10 protein-coding genes are annotated in these 12,418 nt (G+C 53.9%); 2 read left to right on the top strand and 8 right to left on the bottom strand.

All coding sequences use genetic code 11. From position 1 onward, the window contains the following. The first annotated feature begins 71 nt into the window (after window positions 1-71). Complete coding sequence (locus QGH09_09260; protein HJO18370.1) at window positions 72-755, top strand: hypothetical protein; 684 nt, start codon at window positions 72-74, stop codon at window positions 753-755. A gap of 8 nt (window positions 756-763) precedes the next feature. On the opposite strand, the gene pseC is transcribed toward QGH09_09260, so the two are convergent. From pseC to QGH09_09235, 5 genes are all read right to left on the bottom strand, one after another. Then, window positions 764-1,960: a UDP-4-amino-4,6-dideoxy-N-acetyl-beta-L-altrosamine transaminase gene (pseC, locus tag QGH09_09255; GenBank protein ID HJO18369.1), complete on the bottom strand. Its 1,197-nt coding sequence runs from the start codon at window positions 1,958-1,960 to the stop codon at window positions 764-766. Beyond that, window positions 1,957-2,940, bottom strand: a complete 984-nt coding sequence (pseB, locus tag QGH09_09250; GenBank protein ID HJO18368.1) for a UDP-N-acetylglucosamine 4,6-dehydratase (inverting) — start codon at window positions 2,938-2,940, stop codon at window positions 1,957-1,959. Before pseB ends, pseC begins: the two co-directional genes overlap by 4 nt. Next, window positions 2,924-3,658, bottom strand: a complete 735-nt coding sequence (locus QGH09_09245; protein ID HJO18367.1) for a transglutaminase-like domain-containing protein — start codon at window positions 3,656-3,658, stop codon at window positions 2,924-2,926. The genes pseB and QGH09_09245 overlap by 17 nt, the downstream gene beginning before the upstream one ends. A 34-nt stretch (window positions 3,659-3,692) precedes the next feature. Further along, on the bottom strand, window positions 3,693-5,150 hold the full coding sequence (locus QGH09_09240) for a hypothetical protein (protein HJO18366.1): 1,458 nt from the start codon (window positions 5,148-5,150) through the stop codon (window positions 3,693-3,695). 122 nt (window positions 5,151-5,272) lie between these two features. Next, window positions 5,273-6,502, bottom strand: a complete 1,230-nt coding sequence (locus QGH09_09235; protein ID HJO18365.1) for a glycosyltransferase family 4 protein — start codon at window positions 6,500-6,502, stop codon at window positions 5,273-5,275. 183 nt (window positions 6,503-6,685) lie between these two features. Here QGH09_09235 and QGH09_09230 point away from each other — a divergent pair, with 183 nt between their 5' ends. Further along, a complete protein-coding gene (locus QGH09_09230) occupies window positions 6,686-7,426 on the top strand; it encodes a polyprenol monophosphomannose synthase (GenBank protein ID HJO18364.1) in 741 nt (246 codons plus the stop codon). Window positions 7,427-7,529: 103 nt separating this feature from the next. Here the strand turns inward: QGH09_09230 and QGH09_09225 are convergent, their stop codons facing one another. The 3 genes from QGH09_09225 to QGH09_09215 all read right to left on the bottom strand — a co-directional run bounded on the left by QGH09_09225 (window position 7,530) and on the right by QGH09_09215 (window position 12,316). Beyond that, window positions 7,530-8,972 (bottom strand): radical SAM protein, encoded by a 1,443-nt coding sequence (locus QGH09_09225; GenBank protein HJO18363.1) that lies wholly within the window; start codon window positions 8,970-8,972, stop codon window positions 7,530-7,532. A gap of 146 nt (window positions 8,973-9,118) precedes the next feature. Beyond that, the gene (locus QGH09_09220) at window positions 9,119-10,597 is read right to left on the bottom strand and encodes a radical SAM protein (GenBank protein ID HJO18362.1); all 1,479 of its coding nucleotides are present in this window, start codon (window positions 10,595-10,597) and stop codon (window positions 9,119-9,121) included. A 192-nt stretch (window positions 10,598-10,789) separates the two neighbouring features. Then, on the bottom strand, window positions 10,790-12,316 hold the full coding sequence (locus tag QGH09_09215; protein ID HJO18361.1) for a hypothetical protein: 1,527 nt from the start codon (window positions 12,314-12,316) through the stop codon (window positions 10,790-10,792). Window positions 12,317-12,418: the final 102 nt, after the last annotated feature.

The raw sequence follows: 12,418 nt of genomic DNA, 5'->3' as shown, positions 1-12,418 counted from the left end.
TCAGCATTCTCTAGAATTATTGGGCGTTGTTATTCACCAGTTTGATGGGCGCAGAGAGTAGGATGACCGGTATGAGCAATCCACCCACAACAGACGTCGCCATCTTCTCCTTCGGGCGAACGGACAGCCAGCGGTGCCCGAATAAGATGCTGCGACCGCTCGCCGGCACCACCTTGACCGACATCCTCCTCACGAAATTCGCGCGCTGCCACCAACCCACGTTCTTTGCTGGGTATGAACCAGAGTTTCGTTCACTCTGTAATAACCATGGCGTCCGATTCGTGCAACGCGATGAACGGTCGGCTACGATCGACGAACCCATTGTCGAGATCCTCTCGTTCCTGCAACCGCTCGAGTTCACACACTTCCTTTGCGTCAATGCTTCACTACCATTTTTAGAACTCGACACCATTACGTCGTTTCTTGACGATTGCATAGCTAACGACTCACAGCCTGCATTCGGCGTTATCCGGAAGACAAATCATTTACTGTCCCTCGACCGCCACCCACTGAACTTTGACATTACTGCCCACACCATCAATACCAAGACCGTCAAGCCCGTCTTGGAGTTTGCGCATGCGCTCTACTTCTTCAGTAAAGAGTACTTGTTTCGTGAAGGTACTTACTGGGACTGGAACACTGTCAGGCTCATCGAACTGCCCAGCAAACTCCAGACGGTAGACATCGATACTGAGGAGGACTTTCGGATTGCCGAGGCGCTGTGGAACGGCCTTCGGAACTCTCCACAATCATAATCCCCAGGTTAAAAGTAGTTCATTACTTTTTCTACAGCGAAGATCACATCGTCGACGTCTTCGTCAGTCATCCCGTGAAACATCGGCAGGCTAATGAGCCGACCGGACGCGGTTTCCGCGATCGGAAACTCGCCACCCCTGTAGCCGAATCGGCTACGGTAATACGGGTGAAGGTGAACTGGTATGTAGTGTACATTTACGCCTAGACCTTCTGCCCGCAGCGCATTAAATACTTCGGCTCGATCGATTGAGGCATCGACACGCACGGGATACAAATGCCAAGCAGAGGTCACATCAGCCGCCACAATCGGCAGCGTCAGGCTAGGAACAGTGGCTAGCGCCTTTCCATAGCGCACGGCGATCGCTCGTCGCCTAGCCAAGTTAGCAGATAGACGCGGAAGCTGTGCAAGGCCCAAGGCACACGCAATATCAGTCAGCCGATAATTGAACCCGAGCGTCGTCATCTCATAATGCCAGTGTCCAGCGGCCTGGCGTGCACGAGCATCGCTATCTATCCCGTGGTTTCGAACCTCGCGGAGCCGCTGCGCAAAATCAGAGTTATTCGTCGTGACCATGCCCCCCTCACCCGTCGTCAAGTGTTTGACCGCATGGAAACTGAACACAGACATGTGACTAATGGACCCCACCATACGACTTCGATACTTAGCGCCCAACGCATGCGCTGCATCCTCGATAACGAGCAACTCATGACGATCCGCAAGGGCCAACAGCGCATCAAGGTCCGCCGGTTGACCTGCATAGTCAACGGGTAAAAGCGCCTTCGTTCTCGGCGTGATACGGCGTTCGACCTCTTTCGGATCGATCGTCAGGGTCTCGTCCCTAACATCAGCAAAGACCGGTGTGCCCCCGCCGTAAAGCGCCGCATTGGCAGTCGCGCAAAATGTAAGCGGCGTTGTAATCGCCTCGTCACCAGGCTTGAGTCCAGCAGCAAGTACAGCGGCATGAAGTGCTGCCGTCCCAGAACTAAATGACACTGCGTGCCGCGCATCAACGTAGTCGGCTATCGCCTCTTCGAATTCTGCAACCTTCGGACCCGTGGTAAGCCAGTCCGAGCGCAACACCTCCGTTGCCGCAGCCACATCTGCCTCAGTTAGCGTCTGTCGGCCATACGGCAATAGCGCTTTACGGACAGGAGGGCCACCGTGAATTGCCAGAGGCGTGTCCCGCCGAGGGTTAGAGGTCATAAATCTTGCGTAATGTCATCTACCAACGCGCGTAAGTCGTCCACCGAGAGCCATTGCGTATTTGCGTCGCTACTAAATCGAAACCCGGTGGGCACCGGCTGGCCATTTTGCCAGTTGTCACTGCGCCACCAAGAATGGAGCGGTGTGATGACAAAGAATTTCTCGTGCTCAAGCGTATGGTGGGACTCATCCTCTGAGACGAGCACCTCGTGTAATTTTTCCCCGGGCCGAATCCCTCGGAATTCAACCTGACTCCCTGGTGCAACGGCCTTGGCAAGATCAAGAATGTGCATACTGGGAATCTTAGGCACGAAAATCTCACCGCCCTCCATCACGCCCAGACTCTGAATGACAAAGTCCACACCCTGCTGCAAGGTGATCCAGAAGCGCGTCATCCGTTCGTCGGTAACGGTAATGGTTCCACTCTGATGTTGCTCAACAAACAGTGGGATCACACTCCCGCGGCTTCCCACAACGTTGCCATACCGAGCACAACTGAAACGTGTGCCACCCTCGGCAACGTAGGAATTTCCCTGCACGAACAGTTTCTCGGTGCAGAGCTTCGTCGCTCCATACAGGTTGACGGGGTTCACTGCTTTGTCCGTACTGATAGCGAGAACTTTGTTGACGCCAGCATCAATGGATGCTTCGATCACATTCGCCCCACCTAGCACATTGGTCTTAACAGCCTCGAAGGGGTTGTATTCACACGCTGGCACCTGTTTCATTGCCGCCGCGTGGACCACTACGTCAACACCATGCATGGCACGCTTGAGGCGGTCCAAGTCACGCACATCGCCAATGAAGTAGCGGACGTTCGGTCCACCGAATTCCCTGGCCATCTCGGACTGTTTCAACTCGTCACGACTAAAGACAATGACCTTTCGCGGTTCATACCGCTCCAGAACCGTCTCTAGAAACTTTTGCCCAAATGACCCTGTCCCACCTGTGATTAGAATGACCTTACCGTTGAAATCCATCGCTCTCCCCTACACTTAGCACGCGTCTCAACTCATACCGTAATCGCTGCCCTGACATCTGCAACTCTGCGCGAAGAGGGTTCGGTACTGGCGGACGCTGCAAATGCTCCAAGAATCGAGGGTATGGGGTGCCTCCAACCTTCAGGTCATATAACCTCGAAGGTATGAGGTCTCGCCGATTGCGTAGATCGCCTGAGGTCGCCAAATCACCCCGGTCGTTACGGAACGCGACTCCGTTGTCCACATCGAACACCACCCAGCGGCCATCAACCAACGCAAAGGACAGGATGATGCCGTCCTGTGACTTTTGAAGCCTTACCTTCGCCCAGAAAGCTGGAACGCCTGCATACGTGCTCAGCGTCGTGAATACATCCGCGCGCTGGTCTGCCGTGCCATGGCCGCGGATGATGATGTTCAAGATATGGTCGTCGACAACCGTCCATCCTTTAGGAGTCCGAGGAATATTTCGCTGTGTCCAGTCGAAAACAGCAAGCACTCGCTCCTGGTCAGTCGACGTACCTAGGGTAGCCTCATCAGCAAGTAACTGATAGTGGTTAGACCGATAGACAAAATCGAAAACTTTCTGATGAAGCGATACATGGTGGGTCGAAACTTCGTAGTTGATCCCCTGTTGAGTCGCCACTGGCATCATGGCAACAAGAAAGACCACCCCCATGAGAGTCGATGCCGTTAAGCCAACCACAATACGACGGCGCACAAGTCCCTCTCCGTTCCAACCGTTGCCTTCATCCTCAACTCAGACCTTCCCTCTCAACACTCACCTCACCAAGAGACAATCGACGACGGGAGGCAAGCCATCCCGTCAGAGAAACCGCACCCAAGCCACTCAACCAGACAATGAACGGCACAACCGTGTCTCGATGCCGCACCAGTGTGCCGACGTTTCCATTGCTCAGACCGATGGGCACGGCCGCAACCACAATACAACTCACCAAGAGCAAGGTGACCAACACGTCTCGCCGAAGTCCAGCGACAACACCCACCAGGGCCAACGGCACCATCAGATACCATGCGACCTGTTGGGGCACTAGAACGATTTCACTCCACGACACGGCATCCCAAGGTAGCGGCACCACCAGAAACGCGACCGCACTCCGAACGACGTATCGCGTGAGTTCCCCAGGCGTCAGCATCTCAACGAGGTCGGGGTAACGCATTAAATGGATGTTACTGCCGTCGGTGAAATACCTTTTATAGTACGAGTCGTCCAGCAGCTTGTACCCATGGCCTCGTGTAAACGTGTGGCCCAAATGCGTCTGCGCGGTTGTTCGAAGAACGGTCGTGACTGGATCTGTCACGCGAGCCTGGAGATCGGGGATGCGACTCACGGCGAACAGCCCCGCGCCAAGACAGACCAGCGTGGCAACCACAACCCACTTCTTTAGGGTCAGCACCCTCACCAACATCCCACCCGCCAGACCAACAGCCATGATCTCAAATGCGCCCCCTCGAATCGTCGCGAGTACCGCCATCGCAACCACAAGACCGACGACCGCAAGGAGTTGCAGCCGGCCACGACCCCGCACAATCCCGACCGCGGCAATGAGTGCCGCCGTGCCAACAAACAGGTGAAACGATTCTTTCAAGGCTGAAATCGACCACGCAAACAGGGTCGGGAGAAAGAGTAGCAGCGTCAAACCAACCAGGGCTGCGGCCGGGGTATACGCCGTTCGTACCAGACGGTACAGCGCCACTGAGGCGGCCAGAAACAACAGAATGTTGAACAGGTGAATCCCAAAGGGTGCCGGCCCAAGAAGATACTGAAGATAAGCGAGCACGTAGAGGTAACCTGACCAGCCATAGTCTTGAAAGGCTAGACGAAAATACATCTCCCCGATTGGAACATCTAACCAGGTGTTGCGCAGCCACAGCGAGCGAGCCTTCAGAGCCTGCCCGTCGCCATCGAAGAAGAAGTTCGCCGCCGGCCGCAGGTCCGGGTCCGTCAGCAGGAACAGGCCAATAACGACGAGAAGCCGCAAGCCCAGTGCTATCGCCAACAGGCTGAGAAGCCACCGCCGCTCACGACCCGGCAATCCGCGACCGGCCCAGGTAAAGAGGCCCACAACTCCCACACCACACCACACACCCACCGGTGAAAGTGTGTACAAGAAGCCCACCAGCACTGCGACCGTCGTCGCCAGCAAAACCAGCTGCCGCGGCATGCCCAGTAACGAGCGTACGACCGGCATTTCTATTGCACCTACATTTCCTGAAGACACTTCACCCACCGGCGACTATCTCCACTCAAGAAAAAGTACCGCTCGAGCATGATGGTCCTAGCCGTGTCTCCGGTTCGCTACATCAAGCACGGTCACGTGCCGATTTCTGGCACACTGGTCGTACTGGGTGTCCCCGCCCGCCCTTTTGTCAAGAGTTGCATACAGAGGGCTTCGTAGCCCTGAGCCAACTCAGCTACGTAGAAGCGCTCGACATGCCGCTTGGCCGTGTGGGCCAGTTGTTCCCTCAGCTCTTGGTTATTCATGATGCGTTGAAGAGCGTCGGCAAGAGACTCTGCGTCAGCCGGGGGCACCAACAGCCCGGAGACGTCAGGATCCACTTGATCAACGATACCCCCAACGGCAGTTGCGACAACTGGAATACCAAGTGCCATCGCCTCAAGGACAACGGTTGGGCAACCGTCGTGGGTCGACGGAAGAACCATGAGGTCCGCCGCCCGCATGTATTCCAATAGGTGTTGCTGCGGAAGAGCCGGCAAGAATGCGACCTGGGCTACTATCCCCCGCTCCCGCGCAGCCTCCTCAATCACCGGGCGAAGAGACCCTCCGCCGATAGCAAGCACCTGCGGCGTGAGTCCATGAACCGTTTTCAAGATGCGAAGCGCTTCAAGCAAGTACCGATGGCCCTTTTCCGGTACGAAGCGGGCAGGGTTTACAATCACGAATGAGTTGTCTATGCCCAGCGAACGTCGCAGCTCATCTCGATCCCGCGTGGATTTACCGATGATGGTTTCTGGTGAGATTCCAAGTGGTAAAACGAATGTTTTTGCCAAGCCAAGGTGCTTCCGGTAATGCGCTTCCACGCCGTGGCTCACACAGATCGCTAAGTCGTCGAACCGTCTGGCGCTCCACCCATCTAAGTATTTTCCTAACCTCCTGTAGATGCTCTTGGCTGGATAACTGTCGTAGCCCAAGTTGTACATCGTACTGACCACCCGAGCTGGTCCACGTGCAAACGTAGCGGCAAACCGGGCATATAGACTTCCAAATAAGAGGTGGCCATTCACAATGTCGTATCGATTCCGGCGTATGAGCGCTCGTAGTTTCGCAATCGCAATGGGAAACAGACGACGGTGCGGCACGTTGAGCCTGAAGACTTGGATTCCAGACGCTTCAAGTTCTTGCTCGAGGTTATAGGGAGCCCAGAGCGCCGCCACGTGAAATTCGTGTCCGCGCTTTTGGAGAGCCGGACCAAGAGTAGTTAGCCAGCGCTCTGCACCGCCAACCCCAAGCGTGGGAATCACATTGAGGATCGCTAGGGATTTCCCTGAAGGCATCTCGTGATCGAATGGTTCTTTCAACACGCTATACACCCACTTCTATCCAATCCGTAGAGCAGTGCGCCCAAGGGAGCGTCGCCATAAGGTCTTCACGCTGAACATGCAGGCCCCGTAACCAATACCCAATGGCATTGCCGGGTAGTACCCAGCAGCACCGCGTTCGTTGGTGTCGGCAAATCACAGGATGGCTTATAGTGACTGAGAGATATGGACCTCTCAGTCGTAATTCCCACTTACAATGAGCGCGAGCGGCTCGCCGAATTGATCCACACCATCACCAGCACCTTTCGGAGCGCAGGCATTCGCGGAGAGGTCATCGTCGTGGACGACAATTCGCCAGATGGAACGGGCGAAGTCGCCAACCAGCTGGCACAGCAGGACGACAACGTGAAGGTCATACATCGGCCTGGCAAACTTGGTCTCGGAAGTGCCGTCATAAAGGGATTTTCTGCGGCGCAAGGCAATGTGCTCGGTGTCATGGATGCCGACTTCGGTCATCCACCAGCACTTCTCCCCCACATGCTCGACGAAATCCGTAAAGATGCTGATTTCGTAGTAGCCAGTCGATACATTCCTGGGGGTAGCACACGGGGATGGTCGACTTCTCGCTTGATCTTGTCGCGTTTGGGTTGCCGCTTGGCTCGACCTTTGACCCCTGTTCGTGACGCTACCTCGGGGTTCTTTCTCGTGAAACGCCCTGTCATCCACAACACACAGCTCTCGGCAGTGGGCTTTAAGATTTGCCTTGAACTCCTCGTACGTGGCCACGCACACGCGGTCGTAGAACTTCCGTATGTGTTTACCAACCGCATAATCGGCGAGAGCAAAATGAACGCGCACGAGACACTCAGGTATCTCCGGCAGTTAGGCAATCTGTTCGTCTATCAGCTTCTCACCAAGCGTGACCGTCCACAGCCTAGCTATCGCCAGCTACCGCCCCCAGCATAGACCCAAACCAAATGGCGACATGCACTTGCCTACTATCCACTGTCGACTCCATGCAAGGCCAGCAATCAGCGTCCAACGATGGCTCCACTGGACGTCCCGCCGGTTATTTTGTTCGCTCGTTAAGCAATAATCGCCTCGCCACCTGCCATGTAAGCGCTCGCTTGGTGTATATGAGACGAAGGATGTCTCCAAAGTGACGTCTGATGTACCGGAACCTGAGAAAGAAGCGCCGACGAGCCTTGTTGATTGAACTCATTACAATCCTCTCGTCGAGTCCGTTTCCCTCCAGAAGATAGAACGAGTACTCCATCTTGGACCACTCGTCACTTGCCAGGAGACCCATCCGGCGACACTTTTCATAGAGCTCCGTCCCCGGGTATGGAACAGCCGGGTAAAAATTGGCAAAGTCCGGGTCGAGGTCCAGCGCGTATTGTATGGTGCGCTCAAGAGTTTCTGGAGTATCACCAGGAAACCCAAAGATGAAGAAGCCGAACGATTTGATGTTAGCTTTTCGAAGGTTCTCGACTGCGGTCCGGATATTCTTTGCTTCGAGGCGCTTGACCATATCAACCCGAAGCTCGTCGGACTCTGATTCAATCCCCATAGAGAGCATCCAGCACCCTGATCGCTTGAGCCGGTGGACGAACGCCTCGTCGGTTAAGCTGTCCGCACGAGAATTGCCGAACCATTTAATACCCAGGTCGCGTTCGATAAGCTCATCACAAAACCGACTAAACGTCTTGACATTGAGTGTCACCGTGTCGCCCCAGATGTAGAAATACTCAATGCCAAGTTCTCGCTGTGTCCGTTCAATCTCATCAACCAGAACAGTCGCATCACGTTCACGAAAAATGTGACCCTGGAGGAGAGGCACCACGCAGAACTCGCACGTGTATGGACAACCACGACTACTCTCAATAAGCACGTAGGGCTTGTCCGTTAGGGGAAGCCGATACTGGTTCAGCGGCAAGAGGTCCCATGCCGGATACGGCATCTCCGTAAAGCCGGCATATGTCCCAGTCGACTTGCAGGGTATAACTTCACCTTTCTGTCGGAAAGTCAGGCTCGGAACAAGGTCGGCTTCGGCGAGGGAATCCAAACCCGCGAGCTGAACCACGCCGTCTTCCGGTTCACCAACAAACATCCCGTCAATATCAGGCGCCTTTTCCATCGAGAGTTCTGGGGCGCAGGAGGCGTGAGACCCGAAGCAAAATATCGGCACCCTCCAGTGTGCCTTGAGCGTGCGCATCTCGGCTGCGTCAGCTTCCAGCGTAGGGGTCGTGCTGCAGAAGATTATGATCGTCGGAACGAAACCCTCAGCGTCAAGACGCGCGATGAGGTCAGCGGTTGATAGATTCTCGGCCGTCTGGTCGATTAGGCGAACCTCACAGCCAGCCTCTCTCAGCAATGAAGCCAGCAATACCAGCGTATATGGAGGCTTGGTCGTCCCGAGTACGTCTTCCCGCTCCTGGCAACGACCCTGGCGCGTGAAGCGAATGCCATCAACGAGTGGCGGATTAACGAGAAGTGTTTTCTGACCAAGCACGTGAAATATCCAACTACGTATTGCGAGACAGCAAAGAGCGTTGCTTCAAGGCTGCCGATATGGGTGGAACGATAGACGCCTCGAGGAACGTTACGGCTGACGCGGAGCCGGCCATGGGCGTGTAAAAAACAACTCTGGCTTGCGAATTACTTCATGTGTTGCGAAACCGTGCCCGAATTCGAGAACCACTTCCTATAGGTCTTACCAGTTGGATTTAGAATCTTAATTACAATGGATAACACCGCTCTCCAAATAAAGCCTTGGTTACTTGCGGTAGTCGTTTTATACAGCTCAGACCACTTGCCGCGAACGATGAAGAGCCAGAAATAGGCCAGCAGCTGACACATTTCTAATTGTCTTCTTGAAATATTCTTTAATTCAATGGCATTACCAATCTGTTTATTGTAATCACTCCACTTTAAAGACATTTTTCGGTAGCCACCTTCACCCTTTAATGCCATTTGATAGGTTTCGGTGCCGGGGTAAGGAACTAAGATGCCAATACAAGTTTCCTCGGCATTTAATTTTGTTGCAAATCGTACTGTCCGAAAAATTGTCTTAAACGTCTCATGGGGATGGCCAAAAATATAAAGCCCTCTCACCCTTATACCCACCTGTTTCAAGACATTTCGCGCCTCTACTACTCTTTCCTTGGTCACGTTCTTGCCCATTTGCTTGAGTATGGTCGGATCGCCAGACTCCACTCCGAGGGCAACAAGCATGCAACCGGATTCCTTCATTAACTTCGCAGTCTCTACATCAAGCGTGTTTGCATGAGTCATGCTTCTCCACGAAATCTTCAAATTTCTCGCTATGATCTCTTTGCAAATTTCTTGTGTGTGCTTCTTATCGACAGTAAAAGTTTCATCCCAAAATTCAAAAATTTTCACACCATAGCGTTCGCAGCTTCTTTCAATCTCATCTACGACTAAATCAGCCCTTCTCTTACGTACTATCTGACCATAAGGCCTTGCACAGAACACGCAGGAAAAAGGACATCCCCTCATGGTCATTAAGACCATATCGGTACAATTTTTCTTGATAATATCTTGATCTAATAAGTGCCAACCCGGCTCTCCAAGTTCATCCAACGTAGGAGGAATTTCGCCTCGCCCTTGGTTGACTATTCGCCCATCCTCTTTATCCCTGTGCCATAAACCAGGAATTTGAAGAGTCGTACCCTTGTTAGATAGAGTGGCCTCGACCAGCTTGGAAAAGAGAACTTCACCCTCTCCTACGCCCACAAAATCAAACGTCGGATATTCTCTTAGAGTTTCTTCGGGTAATGCTGCCGCATGAAATCCCCCGAGAACAGTAACCACTCCCGGAAGGTGCTTTTTCACCTCCTCGGAAATCCTAGCGGCAACCCCAACGTTGTAAGTCATTGAGGATAAGCCAAGAATTTTTGGCTTCATCGAAATAACCTGATCCACTGTTGCCCGAACTGTCATCCTACCTAAACGTGGGTCAATAACAGCCGGAGTAATAGAACAGGCCTTCTCTAAGTAATTTCCTATATAGGCCACTCCAATAGCAGGATAAGGCGGCTGATCATTGGCTTCGACAAGATGCTCAGCCGGAGTTTCAACCAGCACAACATCATAAAATTGATTGACAAAAGCCATAGTTCCCTCGCCTAACTAGAATACACCGTTTGGCCTCGCACTCGTCCCTTATTCCTTCAATCGTTAGTCCTGGAGTAGAACTCGTTCATCATCACCATTTTTCATTAAGAATATTCTTGCGGTATCCATCGGTCATAGGCTGCTGACCAAATGGTCTGGATTTTCCGCAAGGTCGGGAGTGGTCAGAACCCATCATCTTGCCGTGAATTCCCTTTGCCGTAGCTCGTTTTCCTCAACAGTTACATCACCGGTATGCAACCAACGACGAGAGGCAAGCCATCCCGTCAGAGAAACCGCACCCAAGCCACTCAACCAGACAATGAACGGCACAACCGTGTCTCGATGTCGTACCAGTGTGCCGATATTTCCATTGCTCAGGCTAATGGGCACAGCCGCAACCACAATGTAGCTCACTAAGAGCAAAGTGACTAACACGTCTCGCCGAAGTCCGGCGACAACACCCACCAGGGCCAACGGCACCATCAGATACCATGCGACCTGTTGGGGCACCAGGATGAGTTCGCTCCACGACACGGCGTCCCAGGGTAGTGGCACCACCAGAAACGCGACCGCACTCCGAACGACGTATCGCGTGAGTTCCTGGAGCGTCAGGGTCGCAACAGCCTTATCTGGACTTCCTGGATCAATTGCGGATGCACGTAAGAGGCTAGTTGTCGTATAGAACGAGTCGTCTAGGAGCCTGTACCCATGTCCAGGTGAAATGGCGTGTGACAGATGAACCGTTGCCGTTCGTCGGAGGACAGGTATGATAAGTGCTCGCACGGACCTACCACCGAAAATCGGACTCGTCGCGCGATCTATTAAGTCAGGCCTACGACTCACGACGAACAGCCCCGCACCGAGACAGACCAGCGTGGCAACCACAACCCACTTCTTTAGGGTCAGCACCCTCACCAGCATCCCACCCGCGAGCCCAGCAGCCATAATTTCGAACGCGCCTCCTCGAATCGTCGCAAGTACCCCCATCGCAGCCACAAGTCCGACGACCGCAAGAAGTTTGACCCAACCTCGGCCCCGCACCATCCCGACCGCGGCAATAAGTGCTGCCGTGCCAACAAACAGGTGAAACGATTCTTTCAAGGCCGAGATCGACCACGCAAACAGGGTCGGGAGAAAGAGTAGCAGCGTCAAACCAACCAGGGCCGCGGCCGGGATATACGCCGTTCGCACCAGACGGTACAGCGCCACTGAAGCAGTTAGAAACAACAGAATGTTGAACAGGTGGACCCCGAAGGGTGCCGGTCCAAAAAGATACTGAAGATAAGCGAGCACGTAGATATAACCCGTCCAGCCGTAGTCGTTAAATGCAACATTAAGATCGGCCTGATGGATTGGAACATCCAGCCACCAGTTCCGAAAAAACATTGAGCGTTGTTTCAGATATATCCCGTCGCCATCGAAGAAAAAGCTCACCAGCGGGCGCTGGTCCGGGTCCGTCAGCAGGAACAGGCCAATAACGACGAGAAGCCGCAAGCCCAGTGCTACCGCCAACAGGCTGAGAAGCCACCGCCGTTCACGATCCGGCAGCCCAGTGCCGGCCCACATAAAGAGCCCCACGACTCCCACACCACACCACACACTCACCGGTGAGAGTGTGTACAAGAAGCCCATCAGCACTGCGACTGCCGTCGCCAGCAATACCAGCTGCCGCGGAATGCCCAGACCGTACGGTCTACGACTAGGTCCGTTGGGAGTCATGGTTGATATCTAAGGGTGATGCGTCGGCGCAAGCTTAGCCACAATCTGCCATGGCACCGCTCTCTAATCGGTCGATCAGGTCCTTCAACAGATAGACCCGTA

It is taken from the genome of Vicinamibacterales bacterium (assembly GCA_036012125.1).
Classification (GTDB): Bacteria; Acidobacteriota; Vicinamibacteria; order Vicinamibacterales; family UBA823; genus UBA11600.
Note: the sequence above shows the minus strand (reverse complement) of the source record. Positions and strands in the feature narration are given on the sequence as shown.

Bases quoted from the DNA above. Each gene is read 5' to 3' on its own strand.
- QGH09_09260 (HJO18370.1), top strand. From the start codon at position 72: ATGAGCAATCCACCCACAACAGACGTCGCCATCTTCTCCTTCGGGCGA.
- pseC (HJO18369.1), bottom strand. From the start codon at position 1,960: ATGACCTCTAACCCTCGGCGGGACACGCCTCTGGCAATTCACGGTGGC.
- pseB (HJO18368.1), bottom strand. From the start codon at position 2,940: ATGGATTTCAACGGTAAGGTCATTCTAATCACAGGTGGGACAGGGTCA.
- QGH09_09240 (HJO18366.1), bottom strand. From the start codon at position 5,150: ATGCCGGTCGTACGCTCGTTACTGGGCATGCCGCGGCAGCTGGTTTTG.
- QGH09_09230 (HJO18364.1), top strand. From the start codon at position 6,686: ATGGACCTCTCAGTCGTAATTCCCACTTACAATGAGCGCGAGCGGCTC.
- QGH09_09220 (HJO18362.1), bottom strand. From the start codon at position 10,597: ATGGCTTTTGTCAATCAATTTTATGATGTTGTGCTGGTTGAAACTCCG.
- QGH09_09215 (HJO18361.1), bottom strand. From the start codon at position 12,316: ATGACTCCCAACGGACCTAGTCGTAGACCGTACGGTCTGGGCATTCCG.